At 64.8% G+C, this 20869-nt stretch carries 18 protein-coding genes and 1 tRNA gene; 10 read left to right on the plus strand and 9 right to left on the minus strand.

Going from position 1 to position 20869, the window contains the following annotated elements; all coding sequences use genetic code 11:
* Positions 1–45 precede the first annotated feature (45 nt).
* The 3 genes from mksF to mksB are packed head-to-tail and all read right to left on the minus strand — an operon-like array spanning position 46 to position 4863.
* Positions 46–2880: an Mks condensin complex protein MksF gene (gene mksF / locus AC5O5R_RS03400; protein WP_172287146.1), complete on the minus strand. Its 2835-nt coding sequence runs from the start codon at positions 2878–2880 to the stop codon at positions 46–48.
* Positions 2877–3584, minus strand: a complete 708-nt coding sequence (mksE, locus tag AC5O5R_RS03405; RefSeq protein ID WP_172223637.1) for an Mks condensin complex protein MksE — start codon at positions 3582–3584, stop codon at positions 2877–2879. Before mksE ends, mksF begins: the two co-directional genes overlap by 4 nt.
* Positions 3574–4863 (minus strand): Mks condensin complex protein MksB, encoded by a 1290-nt coding sequence (mksB, locus tag AC5O5R_RS03410; protein ID WP_172223634.1) that lies wholly within the window; start codon positions 4861–4863, stop codon positions 3574–3576. Before mksB ends, mksE begins: the two co-directional genes overlap by 11 nt.
* A gap of 285 nt (positions 4864–5148) precedes the next feature.
* On the opposite strand from mksB, the gene AC5O5R_RS03415 reads away from it, so the two are divergent.
* From AC5O5R_RS03415 to AC5O5R_RS03430, 4 genes are all read left to right on the plus strand, one after another.
* Positions 5149–5934 (plus strand): energy transducer TonB, encoded by a 786-nt coding sequence (locus tag AC5O5R_RS03415; RefSeq protein ID WP_172223630.1) that lies wholly within the window; start codon positions 5149–5151, stop codon positions 5932–5934.
* On the plus strand, positions 5931–6386 hold the full coding sequence (gene rimI / locus AC5O5R_RS03420) for a ribosomal protein S18-alanine N-acetyltransferase (protein WP_172223626.1): 456 nt from the start codon (positions 5931–5933) through the stop codon (positions 6384–6386). The genes AC5O5R_RS03415 and rimI overlap by 4 nt, the downstream gene beginning before the upstream one ends.
* 52 nt (positions 6387–6438) lie before the next feature.
* On the plus strand, positions 6439–7077 hold the full coding sequence (gene can / locus AC5O5R_RS03425) for a carbonate dehydratase (protein WP_172223623.1): 639 nt from the start codon (positions 6439–6441) through the stop codon (positions 7075–7077).
* 71 nt (positions 7078–7148) lie between these two features.
* A complete protein-coding gene (locus AC5O5R_RS03430; RefSeq protein WP_172223619.1) occupies positions 7149–7733 on the plus strand; it encodes a D-Ala-D-Ala carboxypeptidase family metallohydrolase in 585 nt (194 codons plus the stop codon).
* Here AC5O5R_RS03430 and AC5O5R_RS03435 read toward each other — a convergent pair.
* Positions 7673–8590 carry a LysR substrate-binding domain-containing protein gene (locus tag AC5O5R_RS03435; RefSeq protein WP_172223616.1) on the minus strand — a complete coding sequence of 306 codons (918 nt, stop codon included), beginning with the start codon at positions 8588–8590 and terminating at the stop codon, positions 7673–7675. The genes AC5O5R_RS03430 and AC5O5R_RS03435 overlap by 61 nt on opposite strands.
* A 227-nt stretch (positions 8591–8817) precedes the next feature.
* Here AC5O5R_RS03435 and AC5O5R_RS03440 point away from each other — a divergent pair, with 227 nt between their 5' ends.
* Positions 8818–9432 (plus strand): LysE family translocator, encoded by a 615-nt coding sequence (locus AC5O5R_RS03440; protein WP_172223613.1) that lies wholly within the window; start codon positions 8818–8820, stop codon positions 9430–9432.
* A 162-nt stretch (positions 9433–9594) separates the two neighbouring features.
* On the opposite strand, the gene AC5O5R_RS03445 is transcribed toward AC5O5R_RS03440, so the two are convergent.
* Both AC5O5R_RS03445 and AC5O5R_RS03450 read right to left on the minus strand, forming a co-directional pair.
* Positions 9595–9671: transfer RNA gene (locus AC5O5R_RS03445), tRNA-Met, on the minus strand.
* 95 nt (positions 9672–9766) lie between these two features.
* Positions 9767–10690 carry a FecR family protein gene (locus AC5O5R_RS03450; RefSeq protein ID WP_494515457.1) on the minus strand — a complete coding sequence of 308 codons (924 nt, stop codon included), beginning with the start codon at positions 10688–10690 and terminating at the stop codon, positions 9767–9769.
* Positions 10691–10881: 191 nt separating this feature from the next.
* On the opposite strand from AC5O5R_RS03450, the gene AC5O5R_RS03455 reads away from it, so the two are divergent.
* On the plus strand, positions 10882–12096 hold the full coding sequence (locus AC5O5R_RS03455; protein WP_172285926.1) for an MFS transporter: 1215 nt from the start codon (positions 10882–10884) through the stop codon (positions 12094–12096).
* Positions 12097–12563: 467 nt separating this feature from the next.
* Positions 12564–13721 (plus strand): MFS transporter, encoded by a 1158-nt coding sequence (locus AC5O5R_RS03460; protein WP_172223607.1) that lies wholly within the window; start codon positions 12564–12566, stop codon positions 13719–13721.
* A gap of 4 nt (positions 13722–13725) precedes the next feature.
* On the opposite strand, the gene AC5O5R_RS03465 is transcribed toward AC5O5R_RS03460, so the two are convergent.
* Entirely contained in the window at positions 13726–14682 is a 957-nt protein-coding gene (locus AC5O5R_RS03465) for a FecR domain-containing protein (RefSeq protein ID WP_494514958.1), read from the minus strand.
* A complete protein-coding gene (locus AC5O5R_RS03470) occupies positions 14669–15184 on the minus strand; it encodes a sigma-70 family RNA polymerase sigma factor (protein ID WP_172223600.1) in 516 nt (171 codons plus the stop codon). Before AC5O5R_RS03470 ends, AC5O5R_RS03465 begins: the two co-directional genes overlap by 14 nt.
* 171 nt (positions 15185–15355) lie before the next feature.
* Between AC5O5R_RS03470 and AC5O5R_RS03475 the strand changes: the two genes are divergently transcribed.
* The 3 genes from AC5O5R_RS03475 (at position 15356) to AC5O5R_RS03485 (ending at position 19599) form a co-directional block, all read left to right on the plus strand.
* Entirely contained in the window at positions 15356–15982 is a 627-nt protein-coding gene (locus tag AC5O5R_RS03475; RefSeq protein WP_494514959.1) for a DNA-3-methyladenine glycosylase family protein, read from the plus strand.
* A gap of 90 nt (positions 15983–16072) precedes the next feature.
* Positions 16073–17131, plus strand: coding sequence for a bifunctional DNA-binding transcriptional regulator/O6-methylguanine-DNA methyltransferase Ada (gene ada / locus AC5O5R_RS03480; RefSeq protein ID WP_172223594.1), 1059 nt, complete (start codon positions 16073–16075; stop codon positions 17129–17131).
* A 56-nt stretch (positions 17132–17187) separates the two neighbouring features.
* The gene (locus AC5O5R_RS03485) at positions 17188–19599 is read left to right on the plus strand and encodes a DUF3772 domain-containing protein (protein WP_494512079.1); all 2412 of its coding nucleotides are present in this window, start codon (positions 17188–17190) and stop codon (positions 19597–19599) included.
* A gap of 28 nt (positions 19600–19627) precedes the next feature.
* Here the strand turns inward: AC5O5R_RS03485 and AC5O5R_RS03490 are convergent, their stop codons facing one another.
* Positions 19628–20845: a DUF3422 domain-containing protein gene (locus AC5O5R_RS03490; RefSeq protein ID WP_494514960.1), complete on the minus strand. Its 1218-nt coding sequence runs from the start codon at positions 20843–20845 to the stop codon at positions 19628–19630.
* Positions 20846–20869: the final 24 nt, after the last annotated feature.

The following is a 20869-nucleotide window of genomic DNA, read 5'->3' on the forward strand; positions in this document are numbered from 1 at the left end:
GGCTTGCCGGCGATAGGGCCGCAAAGCGGCCCCAGTACACCGATATCAGGCCAGTTCCTCGGCCTGATGATCCTCACGCACAACCGGCTTCACCTCATCCAGCCGGCTGATGAACTTCCAGTCCGCTTCGTCGATATAGATGCCATTCGGCCCGCTGCCGCCTTCCAGGTCGATGGCCACATGCGCCGACACCTGCGGTTTCACGCTCGCCAGAATCGGCACAAAGCCCAGTTGCAGGCTGGTCTCCAGCAGTGCCGCCTGGTTGCGTTCGTCGATGTCCGCCGCTTCGTCCAGGTAGTACGGCAGGCGGATGCGCCCGGCCAGGTCGCGGTCCATCAGGTGCAGCAACAAATACATGTTGGTCAGCGCCTTGATGGTCATGGTGGTGCCGTTGGACGCCGCACCGTCGATGTCGGCGTGGATGATCGGCTGGCCGTTGACCTTGGTGATCTCGAACGCCAGCTCGAACAGGTCCTTCAGGCCTAGCTGGTTGTGGTTGGCGGCCACCAGGCGTGCCAGGTATTCCTTGGCTTCCTCGTTCTTGTTGTCCTGATCGGCGCTCTGGGTCAGGTCGAAGACCGACAGGGTTTCGCCTTCTTCATACTGCCCGGCACTGTGGATGATCTGGTCGATGTGCTTGAGCGCTTCCTTGTTCGGCGCCAGCACCACGCGGAAGCTCTCCAGGTTGGAGACCTGGCGCTTGTTGATCTCGCGGTTGAACAGGGCCAGCTGGTGCTCGAGGCTGTCGTAGTCGCTGCGGATGTTGCGCAGGGTACGGGCGATGTCGGTGACTGCCGCGCGGCGTGCCTTGGCCAGGGTCAGGGCTTCGTCGGTGCGGTGCGCGTAGGCGTTCACCAGCAACTGCAGGCGGCGCTCCATGTCGTCTTCGCTGTCGAACTTGGCCACGCCTTTCAGGCGCACCTGGGCATACAGCGCCTCGATCTGGTTGTCGACGCGCTGCAGGCCCTGCCAGCTGTCCTGGTAGTCGTTGAGCAGCGGCAGCAGGTTGTCCATCGAGTCGTCGATGGCTTCCATGTACGGCGTGCCGTAGGGCAGGTCGGCCGGCAGCAACTGACGACGGCGCAGGGCGTCTTCCAGGGTGCGCTGCTTGGACTCGAGGTCGCCGAGTTGCCGACCGACCAGTTGCAGCTTGGCCGACAGTTGCTGGACGCGTTCGGTGAAGGCGTCGCTGGAGCGCTTGAGCTCGTCCTGGGCGGCTTCCAGCTGCGACAGGTGTTCCAGCTTCTCCGGCTCTTCAGCGGCCAGGGTTTCGCTGCGGCGGAAGTCTTCCAGCGCCTTCTGCGCATCCAGCACCTGCTGGTACAGGGTTTCGGTCTGCGCCTTGGAGGCGGAGCGGTCGGCGGCCACGGCCTGCTGGGTCCTGAGCTGCTTCAGCTCTTTTTCCAGGCGCTCTTTCTGGTCGCGCAGGGCGGCGCGATCGGCCAGAGCCTGCAGCGCCGGTGGGTCGATGTGGGTCAGGTCGATGGAAAGGCCTGGGGCCTCGAAACGCTCGCCCTTGAAGCCGTCCAGCACCGCTTCCAGGGATTTTACCCACAGGTCGCTGTCTTCCAGCTCGATGCCGCGGTCGCCCAGCGGCAGGCTGAACAGCGCGCCGTTGAACAGGCGCATCAGGCGGTCGACATCCTGCTGCGAAAATTCTTCCCGCAGGCGCGCGTAGCTGTTGTTGTCGGCGTGGTCCAGCTGCTGCTTGACCTGTTTCAGGCGTTGTTCCAGGTCGCGCACGCGCTCGTCCAGGTCTTCGGCGCTGAACTGCCGCGACTGGGCCAGGGCGCCGGCCAGTTCGTCGTGAGCGTCCTTGGCCGCCAGCAGCTGCTGCTCCAGCACCTTGACGTCATCGACCAGGGCGAAGCGGTGCTTGAGCACCGACAGCTCGCCCAGCCAGCGCTGGATGCCGCTGATTTCACGCTCCAGGCGCATCAGCTCCTGAGTGCCGCCGCGCTGGTCGTTCTGCAGGCGGTCCTGCTCGCCACGGTAGTGCTCGGACTGGATGACCAGCTCCTCCTTGCGCGCCATGGCGTATTCCTGCCAGGTGCCGAGCAGGGTGTCGAGCACCGGCGAGATACGGTGCAGCTTGCCGCGCAGGATATCGCGCTGGGCCACACCACCGGCCAAAGCTTCGACCAGAGGGCCGGCGGCGACAAGGGCGTTGTAGTCCTGCTCCATGCGGCGCACGTCACGGAAGGCCTCTTCGCAGGCGGCGATGTAATCGACGCTGCCCGAACGCAGGCTGTGCTCGAAGGCATCGAGGAACAGCTGCTTGAGCTTGGCTGCGGTGATTTCGCGCATGTGCAGCAGGTTGATGAACAGTGCGCGGAAGGTTTTCAGGCTTTGCTCGCTGGTGGAGCGCAGCGGGATCATGGTCAGGTCCAGCGGCACCGAAGTATGGCCGCCAACCAGCAGTCGGCGCAGTTCGTCCGGCTTCAGCTCATAGGCCTTGATGCCCAGGCGCTCGAGGTTGGTGAACAGCTCTTTCTGGCGCAGGCAGGTGTCGTTCTTCTGGTAGTGAGCCAGGTCCAGTTCGCCCTTGTAGGCGAAGAACTGGTGGCCGAAACCGCCGCCCGGACCGCGCCCGACCACGCCGATCACATGCGGGCCGTGGGGCAGGCTCAGTTCGCAGAGAATGTACGAGGTGTCGCTGGCGAAGTAGAAGCGGCGCGACTGCTCGAGGCTGTACTTGCCGAAGCTCATGTCCGACATGCGCGCCAGGATCGGGAACTGCAGGGCGTTGATCGACGCCGATTTGCCCAGGTTGTTGGCGCCGTATACCGACAGCGGGTGCTCCAGCGGGAACAGGCCAAGGCTGTAGCCGGCAGTGTTGAGCAATGCGAAGCGGCGGATGCCGTAGCGTTCCTGGCTCATGCGTCAATCTCCTGTTGCTCTTCGCGGATGGCCCGGGCCAGGGCGTCCTCTTCACTTTCGTCGCCTTCGAACGGCGTGAGGTCGAGCGGGTCATCGGTGCGGTTGAGTTCTTCGGCGCTTTGTTCCTCGACCAGCACCGGGGTCGGCAGCGGCAGGTCGCTGTGCAGGGTGGCGGCGAGGTCGCGGTCCTGCTGCACCGACAGGCACACGTCGAGGAAGCGGTGCATCGGCGGCAGGAAGCGGTAGATGCCGCCTTCTTCATGGGCGAAGCCGAGCTGGGTCATGCGGCGCAGGATCTTTTCTTCCAGCTCTTCGACCGTTTGCACTTCGGCCTGCAGGAACAGGTCGCGGTACTTGTCCAGCAGCGAGGGCAGCTCGTCGCGGCCGATGCTGCCGCCGTCGAGCACGGCCATCGGGTCGCGGCCCTGGTCGGCCAGGTGCTCGACCAGGATGAAGGTGAACAGCGACAGGCGCTGCGCGGTCTTGTTGACCTGCGCGGCGGTCATGTCCGGCACGAAGTAGTAGAAGCCACGGGTGTCGCAGACCAGTTCGAAGCCCAGGGCCTTGAACAACGTGCGGTACTGGTCCTGGAAGTTCGACAGCTGGGCGTACAGCTCGGGGTCGCGGCGGCTGACGTGGAAACCTTTGAACAGCTCGCGGAAGATCGGCGCGAGCTGGGACAGTTCGGAAAGATCAAGATGCATGGGCTGGGCTCGCGGTGGGTTCGGTAGGCGCGCTGGTGGCGTCTTCGCGGCTGGAGGTCAGGGCGAACGAGCGCAGGCTGACCAGGTGTTCCTGGGTGGTGTACTCGCGCCGCTCGAGGCGTTCGCGCCTGAAGCGCTTTTCTCGCGACAGGCGCGAGAACCAGTACAGCAGCTCGTCGGTGGCGCCTTCGGGTTCCTGTTCCAGCAGCCAGACCATCAGGTCTGGCAGCGGCAGGGCCTGTTCGCAGCGTTCGAGCATTTCCTTGACCGTACGCGGTGCGCGCGGCAGGGCGTCGGACTGGGTCTTGTGCGCCTTGGGGAAGCGCGCCGGCTTGGGCTCGAAGCGGGCCAGGGCGTAGACATAGGCTTCGACCTGGCTGGCGCTACCGAGGAAGGTGCTTTGCGGTCGGGTGAACATCGGCATTGCCGCTTGCGGCACGGCATCGATGCCCTTGCGCCGGATCACCGACAGGGCCAGCGCGGCGCCACGGGTTACGGCGTTGTGCCGGCGGGCTTCTTCGCGCAGCGGCAGCAGCAGTTCGCGGGCATGGCGCAGGGTCAGCTGGGCGCTGGTCTGCATTTCCAGGATGCGCGCGTGGGTGCGCAGCAGCATGTCGTCGTCGACCAGGTGGCCCAGGCGCGCCTGTTCGCCCAGCAGTTTCAGCAGCACGGTCTCGACCTTGCGCACGCCCTGTTCGAAGGCACCGTCGGCGTTGACCAGCTGGATCATCGGCTCGACGTACTCGTCCCAGGTGGCCAGCACTTCGGCATAGCGCTGGCGCAGCGGAATCTGCCGGTTGCTGGTCTTGGCCCGTTCGGCCACGGCCACCAGTGCCTGCTCGTCGTTGTCGAGCTTTTTCAGCACATCGCGCACGCGCATGTCGAGCAGGCGCAGCTGGCGCGCCAGGTCGTCGCTGTCGCGGTTGTCGAAGGCGTCCTGGATGTGCCCGGCAAGGCGCTCCAGGTGGCGCAGGTAGGCTTCGATCTCCAGGCACAGGCCCAGCCGGTGTTCGCGGCGCAGGTAGGCGAGGAAGTCGTGGATCTGCGCGTTTAGCTCGAACCGGTTCGGGCTCTTGGCCACCGGGACCAGGATATCCAGGCGGATCCACACGTCGAGCAGCTGAGTGATGTCCTGCGGGGTGCTCTCGAGCTGCTGGCGGGCCACGTGCTGGCGCAGTTCCACCAGGCTGAGTGTGCCTTGGTCGAAACGCTCGCACAGCGGCTCGATCAGGGCCCAGTGTTCGGCTAGGGCGCGCAGGACGCGCTTGGGTTCGATCATTGGCTTCGACTCGTTGCCAAGAAAAAGGGGGCGATTGTACTGCATCCGGGGGGGAGGATTTCACCCCTTGGTCTGTAATGAGAGATAACCTTGAACCTTGTAGGGGATTCACTGGCCCTTTCGCGGGTGAACCCGCTCCCACAGGTACTGCACAAGGCCATGTGGGAGCGGGTTCACCCGCGAAAGGGCCGGAACAAGCCACAAAAAACCGCCGACCAGTTGCGGCACTCGAATGCCAACAGCGTTAGAATGGCCAATTGTTTTAGCCCCTCGGATACCCGTCCTTTGCTCACCGAACCCCGTCGCCGCGCCTTCCTGTCCGCCATGCAAGTGGTGCACTGGCTGCCGCGCGCCGAACTGCCGTTCGCCGCACCGTCGCGGCCCGAGCTGCTGTTGCCGATAGCGCCGGTCGATGCCCTTGATTTCGATGTGCGGCCCGCGCCGGCCAGCAATGACGCGCCGGCCACCCCGCAGGCGCGCTCCGGCGAGCGACCGAAAATCGAGATCCCGCGCCCGGGCACCGCGCCCAAGCCTGCCGCCAAGCCCGTCGAGGCCGACGAGCAGCCAGCAGCCCCGCGCCCGGCCCCGGTGCCGCCACCGCGCTTCTCGCTGCAACTGCTGCGCGCCGGCAGCTGCCTGCTATTGGTGGAATTGGCCACCGGCCAGCCCTTCCAGAGCCGCGACCCGTCCTACCTGCTGCTCAAGGACATGCTGCGCGCCGCCGGCCTGCCCGACGCCCCGCAGATCATCGGCGAGCCGGTGCGCTGGCCGCTGCTGGTGCGCGGCAATATGGATCAGGGCCCCGAGGCCGCGCGCGATTTCGTCCAGGGCTTTGTCCAGGCCCGCCTGGAGGATGCCCCCTGCACCTTGCTGTGGCTGGTCGGCCTGCCAGCCTTGCGCTTTGCCGCCAATGCCGACGCCCAAGCCTATTACCAAACCCTGAAGCTCGATGGCCTGGGCGATGCCTGGGCGTTGCCGGGCCTTGAACTGTTGATGGACGAGCCGCAGCGCAAGGCGGACGTCTGGAAAGCCATGCGCCAGCTGATGGCGCGCTGGAAGAGCGTTGAATGAGTGAATCGATCAGTTTCCGCCCAATGACCGAGGCGGATCTGGATGCCGTACTGAAGATCGAATATGCCGCGTTCAGTCATCCCTGGACCCGCGGAATCTTTCAGGATGCGCTCAAATCGTACGAGGTCTGGCTGATGTTCGATGGCGAGCAGCAGGTGGGCCACGGGGTGATCAACGTGATCATCGACGAGGCGCACTTGCTCAACATCACCGTCAAGCCGGAAAACCAGGGCTGCGGCATGGGCCTGCGCCTGCTGGAGCACCTGATGGCCCGGGCCTACCAGCTCAATGGCCGCGAATGCTTTTTGGAAGTGCGCGCCAGCAACCAGTCCGCCTACCGTTTGTATGAACGCTACGGTTTCAACGAAATCGGCCGCCGCCGCGACTACTATCCGGTTGCCGGCGGCCGTGAAGACGCCCTGGTAATGGCCTGCACCCTGCTCGAAGATTGACCTTGCAGGGCTTGGCGCTGTTACCCAGGCAAACCCTGATGAGGCAACGACCATGCATGACCTGCAGGAACTGATCGACAACAACGCCCGCTGGGCCGACGCGATCAACCAGCGCGACCCCGACTTCTTCGCCAAGCTGGCCCGCCAGCAGACCCCGGAGTTTCTCTGGATCGGCTGCTCCGATGCCCGCGTGCCGGCCAATGAAATCGTCGGCATGCTGCCGGGCGATCTGTTCGTTCACCGCAACGTCGCCAACGTGGTGCTGCACACTGACCTCAACTGCCTGTCGGTGATCCAGTATGCGGTGGAGGTGCTGAAGGTGCGGCATATCCTGGTCACCGGCCACTACGGCTGCGGTGGCGTGCGCGCCGCCATGCAGGACCGCCAGCTGGGGTTGATCGATGGCTGGCTACGCTCGATCCGCGACTTGTATTACGAAAAGCGCGGCGAGCTGGCCAAACTGGACAGCGAAGAAGCCAGGGTCGACCGCCTGTGCGAGCTGAACGTGATCCAGCAGGTGGCCAACGTGGCCCACACCAGCATTGTGCAGAACGCCTGGCATCGCGGCCAGGAACTGTCGGTGCATGGCTGCATCTATGGCATCAAGGACGGGCGCTGGAAAAGCCTGGATACCACCATCAGCGGCTTTGCCCAGTTGCCCCCGCAGTATCGGTTGCGGGCTTTGGAGTAGTCGTTCTGCCTGTCAGCCCCAAACCGCTTAACTGAATGGCAGCGTCGATCAAGTTGGCCAGGAGAGCCTATATGAGCCGTACCAAGTGGAGGCTGCTGGCATTGAGTCTGGCATTGAGCGCAACCGCCCACGCCGACGAACGCGACCTGTGGATGTTTGCCCAGTGGGCCGGCGACCACCAGACACGCCCGTTCCGGGAAATGCTGGTGGACGCTCGCCTTTACGGCGTTGTACCTATCCACCAGTTGTTGCGCTCGGCCTCGGACTGGAAGCTGTGCCATGCGTCCCCCTTCGCCGTGCCGCCCGCCAGCAACTGGCCGGCCGTGCGCTCGACACTGTCGCTGATCCAGACCTTGTCTGCCCAGGGCCTGCTGCGTCAGTTCGAGGTGGTATCGGCCTACCGCGACCCGCGCCTGAACGTGTGCGCCAGCGGGGCGGCCAACAGCGCCCACACCCGCGCCTTCGCCGTCGATATCCTGCTGCCGGCCTGGGCCGACCCCAACCCGCTGTGCCGTTTCTGGCAGCAGCATGGCCAGGCCTGGAACATGGGGCTGGGCCGCTACCCCTCCGGGCGCATCCACCTCGATACCGCCGGCTATCGCACCTGGGGTGGCAATGGCAGTGCGGACTCGTCGTTCTGCGCCAGGCCCAGATGAGCCAGGCAGCTGGCGCATTCCTCCAGCACCCAGGCGGCGAAGCGCTGGCGTTTACCGTTGTCGTCCAAGGAATGCGGGCTGAGCAGGTGGTAGGCCGAGCCGTCGCGGACAAAGCCGAAGGGTGCCTGCAACTGCCCGCTGTCGAGTTCGTCGCGCACCATCAGCGCTGAGGCCATGGCCAGGCCCAGGCCAGCGCTGGCTGCCTGGATCGACAGGTAGAAGTGCTCGTAGTCACTGCGTTGGGTGTGCATGGCCTGCTGGCCGCTCAGGCGTAGCCAGCTGGCCCAGGCGCCGGGGCGGGTGCTGCTGTGCAGCAGGCGCTGGCCTTCGAGTTGGCGGGGGGCAGGAGGGCGGCCCACGGGGCCGATCCATTCGTCGCAGATTTTCAGGCTGTAAAGCTGGTTGCCCCAGTGGAAGTCGTCGCGGCGTATGGCCAGGTCGATACCGCTGCGGGCGAAGTCCAGAGGCCCACCTGCCGCCACCAGGTGCAACTGCAGGTCGGGGTGGGCGGCATGGAAGCGGGGCAGTCGCGGGATCAGCCAGCGCATGGCAATGGTGGGTTCGCAGGACAGTACCAGCACGTTGTCCCGGGCCTGCTGCTGCAGGTGCTGCACGGCCCCTTCGAGCTGTTCGAAGATGGCCTGGGTGGTGCCTTGCAGGGCGCGGCCGGCCGGGGTCAGGAACAGGGCGCGGTTGCGCCGTTCGAACAGCTCCACGCCAAGGCTCTCTTCCAGCAGGCGCACCTGGCGGCTGACAGCGCCGTGGGTGACATGCAGCTGCTCGGCGGCGCGCACGAAGTTCTCGGTCCGGGCGGCGATGTCGAAATAGCGGAGTGTGTTGAGGGGCGGCAGTTTCATGAGCTTGTTTTGGCAGGCCCGGCCTCTTCGCAGCACGAGGCTGCTCCTACAGGTTTTCGTATCGCCATGTGGGAGGAGCCTTGTGCTGCGAAGAGGCGGGAGCAGGCACTACACCTTTGTGAGAAAAACTATCAGATATGCCCCACTATAAATCGATTTTTACCGGACCTTAAGCTCTCGATAATGACTTCGTCTGTGCATTTTCATCGCCTATCGAGAGCTTCAACATGACCGAACTCATCGCCGTAGCCCTGTTTACCATCCTCGCCGTCATCAGCCCCGGCGCCGACTTTGCCATGGTCACCCGCAGCAGTTATGCACAGGGCCGCAAGGCCGGGCTGGCCGCAGCCGTGGGCATTGCCCTGGGGGTGCAGGTGCACGTGCTGTACACAGTGCTGGGCATTGCCGTGATCATCAGCCACAACCCGGTGCTGTTCCTCACCATGAGGGTGCTGGGGGCGGGTTACCTCGTCTATCTCGGCTACAAATCTCTGACCAACACCCGGCGCATCAGCCTGGAGGCTGGCGGACCATCCACGGCCAGCGTGCTGCAAGCCTTGCGCACGGGCTTTCTGACCAACGCCCTCAACCCCAAGACGATGCTGTTCGTCATCAGTGCCTTCACTCAGGTGGTACAACCCGGCAGCTCGCTGACACTGGCTTTTGCCTATGGCGCATTCATGTCCGTTGCCCATTGGCTGTGGTTCAGCCTGGTGGCAGTGTTTTTCTCCAGCACGGCATTGCGCACGGCCATGATCGACCGGCAGGTATTGGTGGACCGAGTTATCGGTATGGCGTTGATCGGGCTTGGGCTGGCAGTGGCGGTGACGGGCATTCGTTGAGCGGGCGATTGCATTCGAGCAGGCCTGGGCGCGGCAGCCGTGGGTGGTCCGTGAGCGGGCGTTGATCGAAATGCTTGTTGGGCCAGCAGGGGACGTTGTTCTGAATACTTTATCGCAGGCAAAGAAAAAGGGCTTACCTTGCGGTAAGCCCTTCGTCTTGTTTGGTGGCTACACAGGGACTTGAACCCCGGACCCCAGCATTATGAATGCTATGCTCTAACCAACTGAGCTATGTAGCCGATGGCGCGCATTATTCTCTTGAACGGCCCCCCTGTCAACACTCATTTCAAAAAAAATTTGCACGCTTTCAAAAACTTAGCGGCCGGGTTCGGTTTCAGCGCACTACCAGCCAGTGCCCGAGCACGCCCTGCAGTTGCAGATGCTGGGCCGCAGCCAGCGATTCCAGGCTTGCGGCAGGCCGGTCGAGGTTGAAATCGCCGCTCACGCGCCGATGGGCCACTTGTGCATCCATCATCCATAACCTTTGCCCCTGATAGCCGGCAAGGCGCTCAAGCACCTGCCCCAGTGGCATGTCGGTGGCTTCCAGGCGCCCAGTGCGCCAGCTGTCGGCGGTTTGCAGGTCGGCTTTTTGCACCGGGTCGATGCGGGTGTCATCGAAGGTTACCCGCTCGCCGGTCGAAACCATGCGCTGCTCACCACCCTGGATGACCATGGCCTTGCCACTGAGGACCACCAGCTCGTCATGCCCTGCATGCCGGGCGACCTGCAGGCGGGTGCCGAACACCTGGATGCGCGCGTTGCCTACGTCCACTTCCATGGCCCGCCCATCGAGCATCACTTCAATGTACACCTGACCCTGCACCAGGTGCAGCTGGCGGGTGCGGCCGCGCAGGTCGACGTTCATTGCGCTGGCGCTGTCCAGGTTCAGTGTCGTGCCGTCGGCCAGGCGCGTACTGCGGCGCTCGCCCACCGCGGTGTGCAGCTCGCTGGCCAAGCGTTGCATCAGCGGCCAGTACAGATAGGCAGCGGCGCCCACCCCCAGCAGGAAAGCCAGTGCCAACCACTTGCTCACCTGGCTGCGGCGCACGCTTATCTGCTGTGGGCGAGGGCGGGCAGGTGCTGGTTGCAGCTGTTGCCAGAAAGTTTCCAGCTCGGCGTAGGCTTGGGCGTTATGGGGCACCTGGCACCAGGCGGCGAAGGCCTGGCGCTGGGCTTCATCGCAACCAGGCTGGCGCAACAGCGAAAACCATTCCAGCGCTTCCTGCTGAGGGTCGGGCTGGAACTGTTTGGCGGGCATCGGGCTCATGGGATCGGTCTGCTCGCGGTAAGGGCCGTTTTGCCCAACGATGACAGGGGTATGAGTCAAGGATGCTAATTATATTGAGAACCATTTTCAAGTAAGACACGACAGAGGGATAAAAAAGGTAGCTATGTATCTATTTGTTTCCCGATAATCGGATCCCAAACTGCGGACGGAGATTCAGGCACATGGCCACCAGTAGCGCCACCACGGCGTCCACCAGCGCAGCAGCGAGCCCGGCCACGCCGCTGGTGATGCGCATCATCGGTTTCTGCGCCCTGGCGCATCTGATCAACGACCTGATCCAGGCGGTGCTGCCGGCGATCTACCCGATGCTCAAGGCCAACTACGACCTGAGCTTCGCCCAGATCGGCCTGATCACCCTGACGTTCCAGATCACCGCATCGCTGCTGCAGCCCTGGGTGGGCTTTTTCACCGACCGCAGGCCGTCGCCCAACCTGCTGCCGCTGGGCACCCTGTGCACGCTGGTGGGCATCGTGATGCTGGCCTTCGTCGGCAGCTTCCCGATGATCTTGCTGGCGTCGGCGCTGGTGGGGATTGGCTCGTCAACCTTCCACCCGGAAACCTCGCGTATTGCGCGCCTGGCATCGGGTGGGCGTTTTGGCCTGGCGCAGTCTACCTTCCAGGTCGGCGGCAACACCGGTTCGGCCCTGGGCCCGCTGCTGGCGGCGGCCATCGTGATTCCGTTCGGCCAGACCCATGTCGCCTGGTTCGGCCTGGCGGCGCTGTTCTTCCTCGGCGTCACCCTGATGCTGCGTGGCTGGTACAAGGAACACCTCAACCAGGCCAAGGCGCGCAAGGCGGTACAGGCAACTCATGGCATTTCCCGCGGGCGGGTAATAGCGGCGTTGATCGTGCTGGGCCTGCTGGTGTTCTCCAAGTATTTCTACATGGCCAGCTTCACCAGCTACTTCACCTTCTACCTGATCGAGAAGTTCGATGTGTCGGTGGCCAGCTCGCAGCTGCACCTGTTCCTGTTCCTGGGCGCGGTGGCGGCGGGTACCTTCTTCGGCGGGCCGATTGGTGATCGCATCGGGCGCAAGGCGGTGATCTGGTTCTCGATCCTGGGCGTGACGCCGTTCACCCTGGCGCTGCCGTATGCCGACCTGTTCTGGACCACCGTGCTGAGCGTGGTGATCGGCTTCATCCTGGCTTCGGCGTTTTCCGCGATCGTGGTGTATGCACAAGAGCTGGTGCCGGGCAGCGTGGGCATGATTGCCGGGATCTTCTTCGGGCTGATGTTCGGCTTTGGCGGCATTGGCGCTGCGCTGCTGGGCTATGTCGCCGACCTGCGTGGCATCGAATACGTGTATGGGCTGTGCTCGTTCCTGCCATTGTTCGGCTTGCTGGCGGTGTTCCTGCCCAATACCGGCAAGCGCTGAAGCGCCGGCTCATCTGCTCTTTGTAGGAGCGGCCTTGTGTCGCGATGGGCTGCGCAGCGGCCCCGGCGATCTATGCAGCGAAGCTGAAATCCCGGGGCTGCTGCGCAGCCCATCGCGACACAAGGCCGCTCCTACAGTGTCCGCGACAGCAGGTCAGGCACCCAGGTGCCGACGATTGACGACCTGACCACCTTCGCCTAGAGTGCCGCGTCTGTTTTCCCAACCACCTGCGTAGTAGCCCAAGCAATGCGCCGTACCCGGTCCCTCCCATACGCCCACCAGCCTGCCCTCCAGGCCCTGCGTCGTGCGTGGCCGAGCGACACGGTGCTCAAGCGCCGCCGCAGCGTGCTGTTTGCCTTCACCTTCTCGCCACACCTCGCCTGAACTGATCTGCGCTGTTGCGTCGCGCGCTACCTGGGCGTGCGCGCCTGTGTCTGCACGTCTTTTCGGTTTGCAAGGAGTGGTACATGAACATGCGTTTGCTGGCGGGCCTGTTGTTCGCCGTTTCGGTCGTGGGCTTCAGCCTCGGGGCCAGCCTGCCGCTGGTGTCGCTGCGCCTGCATGAGGCAGGGGCGAGTACCCTGGAAATCGGCATCATCTCGGCCATCCCTGCTGCGGGCATGATGCTGTCGGCGTTCCTGGTCGACGCCTGCTGCCGTCATCTCACCCGGCGTACCATCTATCTGCTGTGTTTCAGCCTGTGCACGGTGAGCATCGCCCTGCTCGAGTCGGCGTTCGCCTCGCTGTGGCTGCTGGCGCTGCTGCGCCTGGGGTTGGGGCTTGGCATGGGTATCGCCATCATCCTTGGCGAGTCGTGGGTCAACGAACTGTGCCCGGAACACAACCGCGGCAAGATCATGGCCCTGTATGCCACCAGTTTTACCGGCTTCCAGGTGCTCGGCCCGGCCATGCTGGCAGTGCTGGGCGCCCACAGCCCGTGGATCACCGGTGTGGTTACCGCCTGCTATGGTCTGGCGCTGCTGTGCATCGTGTTTACAGTACCCAACGACCATGTCGAACATGAAGAAGGCGAAAAGAGCTTCGGCCTGGCCGGGTTCTTTCGGGTGGCACCGGCCTTGTGCGTGGCCGTGCTGTTCTTCTCGTTCTTCGATGCCGTAGTGCTGTCGCTGCTACCCGTCTACGCCACCAGTCATGGCTTTGCGGTAGGTGTGGCCGCATTGATGGTGACCGTGGTGTTTGCCGGCGACATGCTGTTCCAGCTGCCGCTGGGCTGGCTGGCCGACCGGGTGGAGCGCACCGGGCTGCACCTGGTGTGCGGGCTGGTGGCGATGTCGATCGGGATCGGTTTGCCCTGGCTGCTGGGGCTGACCTGGCTGCTGTGGCCGCTGCTGGTGGTGCTGGGCGCGGTGGCGGGGGGTATCTATACCCTGGCGCTGGTGCTGATCGGGCAGCGCTTCAAGGGTCAGGACCTGGTCACCGCCAACGCCAGCGTGGGCTTGCTGTGGGGCGTAGGTAGCCTGGTCGGGCCCCTGGTCAGTGGCGCGGCGATGGGCGTGGCGCCGCATGGTCTGCCTATGGCGCTGGCACTGATGGCCGGGCTGTTCGTGTGCTTTGCCCGGCAGTCGTACCGGCGCGCGGGGCGCTTGCGAGCCTTGGCGGACTGAGCGTTCAGACGGCGCTGATGCTCACCCAGTAGCGCGTGCGGTAGTCGACCCGCACCGGCAGGCTGTGGGTAAGCAAGTGCAGAATCTCGCCGATGTCGGCCAACTGGTAGGTACCGGATACCTTCAGGCCAGCTACTTCGGGCGCGCAGCGCAGCAGGCCGGGGCGATACCGTGCAAGTTCGGCGACAAATTCGCCCAGCGGCATCTGTCGCACGCTGAGTACACCGTCGGTCCAGCCCCAAGGGTCGCTGTGCAGTTGCACAGGCTGCACGCTGCCATTGGCCGACACTTGCAAGGTCTGGCCGGCCAGCACCTGCCGGGGTGCGGCCGAGGCGGGGAACAGCGTGACCTCGCCACGGCGCACGGCCAGCAGCAGGCCGCGATCGTTTTCGCGCAGCAACAACTGGCCGTCGCGGGTGGCCAACGGGCCGACGCGGGTGTCGATGCGGAACGGGCGGTTGTCGTCGCGGTTGCTGTCCAGGCTCACCTCGCCGCGCACCAGCTGCAACTGGCGTTCCTCGGCGCTGTAGCGCAGGTCGATGGCGCTGGCAGTGTTGAGCTGGATAAGGCTGCCGTCGCTGCCTTGCAGCTGGCGGCGCTCACCGGTTTCAGTGCTGCTGTCGGCCAGCAATTCCGGCAGGCCCAACGGCTCGCGTGCGGCCCAGCCCAGGCTGCCGCCCACGGCCAGCAGCATCAGCAGCTTGAGTTGGTCGCGGCGGCTGATGCGTTGGCGCTGGCTGCCGTCCAGGGTGCGCCGGCTCAGGTCCTTGGGCAGCCCCGCCAGTTCCTCGCCGAGCTGGCTGACCCGTTGCCAGGCCAAGGGGTTGTGTGGGTGACTGGCCAGCCACTGCTGGAACTGCTGCTCGGTACGCGGGCTGGGGCGGTCGAAGCGGAGCTTGACCAGCCAGTCGATGGCCTGGTCGACCTGCGCCTGCGCTGGCGCGCCATCAGGCATCGGCATAACGCACCCGGTAACAGACGCCCAGGGCTTTGGCCAGGTCGCGCTCGACAGTGGCCCGGGACACCGCCAGTTGCTGGGCAACCTGGGCGATGCTCAAGCCATCGAGTTGGGCCAGCAGAAATGCCTGGCGGGCACGCGGCTTCAGCTGGTGCAAGGCCCGGTCCAGGCGTTCAAGGCTATCGAGGATGATCAGGCGGTGCTCTTCGCTGGGCACTTCGGCCTCGGGCAGGTGCGCCAGGCTTTCCTGGTAGGCCCGCTCCAGCGCGCGGCGGCGGTACTGGTCGATCATCAGGCCGCGGGCGATGCTGCCAAGGTAGGCCCGCGGCTCTTTCAGCGGTGACACCTGGCGAGCACGCAACAAGCGCACGAAGGTATCCTGGGCCAGGTCTGCCGCGTGTTCATTGCAACCGACCCGGCTGCGCAACCAGCTGCGCAGCCAGGCGTGGTGGGACTGATAGAGCAGGGCGACCTCGGCCGGCTTGAACGTGTCGTTGATCTGCATCGTCGCGAAGGCCCGGTCCCGTGATGGATGTGATTGTGAATAGTTCTCAATTCTATGCGGGGACGACCGTGCCGATCAATGGTATGCCAGGAATTAGCCGCGCAAGAACCGGCGTTTCCCCGATGAACGGTTGGGCTAAGCTGGACCTGCAATCGACCCGATGGAGATGCCATGATCCTGGCCGACCTAACCCCCGCAGCCTATCGCGCAGCCAGTGAACAGCTGGCTGCAATCGACCCGGACTGGTCGCGGCACATTGCGGCGATCGGCCCCTGCCTGCACCAGGCGACGCCAGGGCGTGAGCCTTACGAGGCGCTGGTGCGGGCGATTGCCTACCAGCAACTGCATGCCCGTGCCGCCGAGGCGATACTCGGGCGGTTGCTGGCGCTGTTCCCGCAGCAGCCATTCCCGCAGCCGGAGCAGTTGTTGGCGGTTACCCCGGAGGCGATGCGCGCTTGTGGTTTTTCGGCGAGCAAGCTGACGACGGTCCGGGGCATTGCCCAAGCCCGGCTGGACGGCCTGGTGCCCACGCGGGAGCAGGCCTTGAGCATGACCGACGAGGCCTTGATCGAGCGCCTGGTGGCGCTGCGCGGGGTAGGGCGGTGGACGGTGGAGATGCTGCTTATCTACAGCCTGGAGCGTTCGGACATCCTGCCCGTGGACGATTTTGGCGTGCGCGAGGGATATCGGCGGCTCAAGGGCCTGGACAAGGCACCGACGCCGGCACAGATGCGCTCGCTGGGCGGCGGCTGGCGGCCGTATCGTACCGTGGCGGCCTGGTACCTCTGGCGCGCCTGAGCTGCAGCTTGCGAGAACACGCGGCCCCTGTGGGAGCGGGTTCACCCGCGAAGAGGCCGGCACAGGCAACCCTCTATCTGGACACTTACCATGCCCCCTTACATCACCCCAGACCAACGCTGGCAAGCCGTGGAATCCCGTGATTCGGCCGCCGCCGGCCAATTCGTCTATGCCGTGCGCACCACCGGCATCTACTGCCAGCCCAGCTGCAAATCACGCCTGGCCAAGCGCAGCAACGTCGAGTTCTACGACACCCCCGCCGCCGCCGAAGCAGCCGGCTACCGCGCATGCAAGCGTTGCTCGGCTACCCCAAAGGCCAGCGCCACTCGCCACAGCCAGTTGGTCACCCGGGCCTGCCGCCTGATTGAAACCAGCTACCCGGCGCCCAGCCTTGACCAGCTCAGCGCGCAACTGGCCGTCAGCGCCTTCCACCTGCACCGCCTGTTCAAGGCCGAAACCGGCCTTACCCCCAAGGCCTACGCCACCGCCTTCCGCGCCCGGCGCCTGCGCGCTCATCTGGAAGACGGCCAGCGCTCGGTCACCGATGCCATCTACGATTCCGGCTACAACTCCAACAGCCGCTTCTACGAAAGCGCCGACCAGCGCCTGGGCATGCGCCCCCGCCAGTACCGCGCAGGTGGCGCCGGGGCAACCATCCACTTTGCGCTCGGCCAGTGTTCACTGGGGGCGATTCTGGTGGCCCAGAGTGAAAAGGGCATTTGCGCGATCCTGCTCGGTGATGACCCCGAGACCTTGCTGCACGACCTGCAGGATCAGTTCCCCAAGGCCCACCTGATCGGTGGCGACAGCGCCTATGAACAGCTGGTAGCCGAAGTGGTCGGCTTTGTCGAAGCCCCGGCACTGGGCCTGGCCTTGCCGCTGGATGTGCAAGGCACGGCCTTCCAGGAGCGGGTGTGGCAAGCCCTGCGCGAGGTGCCGGCCGGCAGCCGGGTCAGCTACACCGACATCGCCGAGCGCATCGGCGCGCCCAAGGCGGTGCGTGCGGTAGCCATGGCCTGCGCGGCCAATCACATCGCCGTGGCCATTCCCTGCCACCGGGTGGTACGCCGGGACGGCGACATCAGCGGCTACCGCTGGGGCGTGGAGCGCAAACAGCAACTGCTCAGGCGAGAAACGGCACTCTCCTGATTGCCTGAAGCCGCGTAGAATCCCCCGCCAAATCGAATTGTAAAGAGGAATATTCGATGAGGCGCCCCAGCCTTGCCCGTTATTGCCCAGGCCTGATGGCCCTGATGGTCCTGCTGCTGGCGCTTGCCAGCCCGGCCTGGTCGGCACCGGCCACGCCGTTGTCGAACCTGGCGAGTGCAGAAGCGCCCGCGCTGGATGAGAACGCCAGCGTCGAGCAGCTGAGCGACCGCCTGGACCAGATCCGCCAAGGTGTCACCAGCGAAGCCAACGACGACCTGCTGGCGCAGCTGCGCCTGGCTGCAGTGCAGGTTCAGCGCCAGGCCGATGCATTGAGTGCCCTGCGCACTGCCGATGTGGAAAAACTCGATGACAAGCTCAAGGTCATCGGCCCGGTGCAACCGGACGAGGCCGCCACCCTGACTCAGCAGCGCAAAGAGCTGCAAGCCGAGAAAAAGGCCCTGGTAGCGCAACAGGACCAGGCCACCAAGCTGACCCAGTCGGCCCGTGACCTGTCCACGCAAATCGTCAACCTGCGCCGCAGCCAGTTCAACTCGCAGATCACCAGTCGCGCAGCCTCGCCGCTGAGCCCGGCGTTCTGGCAAAGCATTATCCGCCCCACCCAGGATGACGTCGCCCGCCTGCGCGACCTGCGTGGCGAAACGGCCGACGCCGTGGCCAGCGCTTTCAACGCTGACCACCGCTGGGTGTTCATCGCCAGCCTGGTGGCGGCGATCCTGGTGTGGACTGTGGTGCGAGGCTTGATCGAGCGCTCGCTGGCCCATGCCATGGTGCGCTGGCTGCCCGAAGGCCGGTTGCGCCGCAGTGCCCTGGCGCTGGGTGTCAGCCTGGCAACCCTGGGCACCATTGCGGGCTCTGTGTCGTTGCTGCGTTGGGGCCTTGAAAGCAGCGCCGAGCTGGGCTCGGACATTGCCAGCCTGACCAACCACGTGCTCACGCTGGTGGTGTTCAGCGCCTTCATCACCGGGCTTGGCCGCGCCATGTTGATGCTGCAACGCCCGTCCTGGCGCCTGCCCGCCATTCACGACGAAGTGGCCACGGCACTGGGCTGGTTCCCCAAGTTGCTGGCCCTGGCGCTGATGGTGATGGTGACCCTGGAGCGTATCAACAGCGTGATCGGCGCCAGCCTGGCGCTGACGGTGGCCGTCAACGGCGTGACCGCGCTGGTGGTTGCGATCATTTTTGCGGTCGCCTTGCTGCGTTACCGGCGTACCCTGCGCAAGCATGACCTGGAGCGCCCCACTGGCCTGGCGGGGCTGATCCCGTTCGTGATGGTGGTGTGGCTGGTGCTGATCTTGCTGGCGCTGCTCACCGGCTACCTCACGCTTGCCTACTTCCTGACTGCCAAGTTGCTGTGGGTAAGCCTGGTAGCCACCTGTGCCTACCTGCTGACCACCTTCTTGGGCGACCTCTGCGAAACCCTGCTGTCACCACGGCAGCCAGGTGGCCTGGCACTGGCGTCAAGCCTGGGCCTGGCGCCGCGCCACCAGGCGCAGGCCAGCACCATTCTTGCCGGTATCGGCCGTACGGTGCTGCTGTTCCTGGCCTTGTTGCTGGCACTGATGCCGTCGGGTACCAGCCCGGGTGAATTGCTGCTCAGCCTGGGTGACTGGGACGGCACCGGTGGCAAGGTGCTCGGCAACCTGAATATCGTGCCCCAGGACATTCTGCTGGCGCTGGTGATGTTCTTCGGTGGCCTGTTCGGCATCCGTGTGGTCAAGCGCTGGCTGAGCGAGCGCCTGCTGCCGGAAACCGACATGGATGCTGGCATGCGCGCCTCGCTGGTGACCCTGGTGGGTTACCTGGGCTTCCTGTTCCTGGCCATGCTGGTGATGTCGACCCTGCGCATCAACCTCACCAGCCTGACCTGGGTGGTCAGTGCCCTGTCGGTGGGTATCGGTTTCGGCTTGCAGCAGATCGTGCAGAACTTCATCTCCGGCTTGATCCTGCTGACCGAGCGCCCGGTGAAGGTGGGCGACTGGGTCAGTCTGGCCGGCGTCGAGGGCGATATCCGCCGCATCAACGTGCGCGCCACCGAGATCCAGATGTCCGACCGTTCGACGGTGATCGTGCCCAACTCGCAGTTCATTTCGCAGAACGTGCGCAACGTGACCATGGGCAATGCGCTGGGTGTGGTCGGCATTACCCTGACCTTGCCATTGGAGACCGATGCCAATCGGGTACGTGAACTGCTGCTGGCGGCGTACCACGAGCATGAGGCGATTCTGGATGCGCCGGCTACTTCGGTGTCGTTCAAGGACCTGACTGCAAGCGGCATGGTGATCGGCGTAAGTGGCTACGTGGCGGGGCCGCGGCAGGTCTCCGGTACCCGCAGCGATCTGCTGTTCACCATCCTTGGCCGGTTGCGTGACGAGGGGATCGCCCTGTCCTCGCCGCAGAGCATGGTGCTGGTGCAAGAGGGCGGGCGGCCGGCTGACGAGCCGGTGTAAATGCCTGGGGCGCCAAGCGCCCCCGGCTTCAATGCTGCTTGGCCTGCCTGATCCTCAGCAGAATCACCAGCAGCACCAGCAAAACCGGCGGCGCCATGGCCATCAAGCCGTCACGCGCCGTCAACCCCAGCCCCAGCACATTCAACCCGCCATACAGCAACTTGAACAGGTTCAGCAGGTAGTAGGTGATGGCAATGATCGACAGCCCCTCCACTGCCCGCTGGATCTTCACCTGGGCATCGGCCCGGGTATTGAGGCTGCGCAAGATCCCGGCATTCTGTTCTTCCATTTCCACCTGCACCCGCGCCTGCAACAGGTCGCCCAGGTTGGCCACATTCTTCGCCAACTGCTCCAGCCGCTGTTCGGTGGCCGCGCAGTAGCGCACGGTGGGCTTGAATCGGCGCTCGATGAACACCCCCAGGCGCTGGCAGTCGCCCACGTGGCTTTCGCGCAGTTCGCCCAGGCGCTCGAACACCAGTTGCGCATACGCCTGGGTGGCACCGAAGCGGTGGCGGGTTCTGACTGTGCGGCTGACCACCTGGCGTGACAGGTGGGCGATGGCGTCCAGCAACCCTTTGGAGTCATGGCCGTCCCCGCCGGCGCTGCGCTCCGACAGGCTGACCAGGGTCTTGTCGAAGGCATCCAGTTCCTGGCTCAACTGCTTGGCCGTGGTCAGCGTCAGCGAGGCCATCATGCGGTAGGTCTCGATTTCCAGCAGGCGGCGAATCATGCGGCCCTGGCGGTAGGCATTGAGGCGGCGGTTGATGAACAGCAAGCGGTTGCTGCCGTCTTCGGTCAGGCGGAAATCGCTCCACACCACCGCGTCACCACCGCCTACGCATGAACCGCAGGGGTCCTTGAAACCGTAGGGGGCCAGGTCCAGGTCCTGTTCATCGCGTACCAGTATCTGCACGGCGTTGATCACCTGCGCAGCTTGCGGGGCGATAGCGTCGACCAGGATCGAGGGTAGGGCCTGCCACTCAGTGCCGGCGGCAGTGCAGGGCACCACCAGCGTCAGGGTGAAGAACTCGGTGTGCCTTTCCCACTTGAACGGCTGGCCATTGAGGCAGGTGATGCCTTGGGCGGCTGCGGTGTCCACGGCATCCGGGCAGCAACGTTGCAGCAGCGCCGTACAGGCAGCATCGCCGCCGAGCAGGGCCAGGTGGAAGACATGCGCCGGGCCGTCGAAGTACAGCGACGGGCGGGCGTGCAGTTCGTTGTGCAAGGCGGTGCGATGAGGGTGCATGGGTGGTCCGACCTGGTGTTGTGA

This window comes from Pseudomonas sp. 8_5_2 (assembly GCF_059295255.1).

Coding starts and splice junctions, on each gene's coding strand:
- mksF (WP_172287146.1), bottom strand. CDS start 2,880: ATGAGCCAGGAACGCTACGGCATCCGCCGCTTCGCATTGCTCAACACT.
- mksE (WP_172223637.1), bottom strand. CDS start 3,584: ATGCATCTTGATCTTTCCGAACTGTCCCAGCTCGCGCCGATCTTCCGC.
- mksB (WP_172223634.1), bottom strand. CDS start 4,863: ATGATCGAACCCAAGCGCGTCCTGCGCGCCCTAGCCGAACACTGGGCC.
- rimI (WP_172223626.1), top strand. CDS start 5,931: ATGAGTGAATCGATCAGTTTCCGCCCAATGACCGAGGCGGATCTGGAT.
- can (WP_172223623.1), top strand. CDS start 6,439: ATGCATGACCTGCAGGAACTGATCGACAACAACGCCCGCTGGGCCGAC.
- AC5O5R_RS03430 (WP_172223619.1), top strand. CDS start 7,149: ATGAGCCGTACCAAGTGGAGGCTGCTGGCATTGAGTCTGGCATTGAGC.
- AC5O5R_RS03435 (WP_172223616.1), bottom strand. CDS start 8,590: ATGAAACTGCCGCCCCTCAACACACTCCGCTATTTCGACATCGCCGCC.
- AC5O5R_RS03440 (WP_172223613.1), top strand. CDS start 8,818: ATGACCGAACTCATCGCCGTAGCCCTGTTTACCATCCTCGCCGTCATC.
- AC5O5R_RS03450 (WP_494515457.1), bottom strand. CDS start 10,690: ATGCCCGCCAAACAGTTCCAGCCCGACCCTCAGCAGGAAGCGCTGGAA.
- AC5O5R_RS03455 (WP_172285926.1), top strand. CDS start 10,882: ATGGCCACCAGTAGCGCCACCACGGCGTCCACCAGCGCAGCAGCGAGC.
- AC5O5R_RS03460 (WP_172223607.1), top strand. CDS start 12,564: ATGAACATGCGTTTGCTGGCGGGCCTGTTGTTCGCCGTTTCGGTCGTG.
- AC5O5R_RS03465 (WP_494514958.1), bottom strand. CDS start 14,682: ATGCCGATGCCTGATGGCGCGCCAGCGCAGGCGCAGGTCGACCAGGCC.
- AC5O5R_RS03470 (WP_172223600.1), bottom strand. CDS start 15,184: ATGCAGATCAACGACACGTTCAAGCCGGCCGAGGTCGCCCTGCTCTAT.
- AC5O5R_RS03475 (WP_494514959.1), top strand. CDS start 15,356: ATGATCCTGGCCGACCTAACCCCCGCAGCCTATCGCGCAGCCAGTGAA.
- ada (WP_172223594.1), top strand. CDS start 16,073: ATGCCCCCTTACATCACCCCAGACCAACGCTGGCAAGCCGTGGAATCC.
- AC5O5R_RS03485 (WP_494512079.1), top strand. CDS start 17,188: ATGAGGCGCCCCAGCCTTGCCCGTTATTGCCCAGGCCTGATGGCCCTG.
- AC5O5R_RS03490 (WP_494514960.1), bottom strand. CDS start 20,845: ATGCACCCTCATCGCACCGCCTTGCACAACGAACTGCACGCCCGCCCG.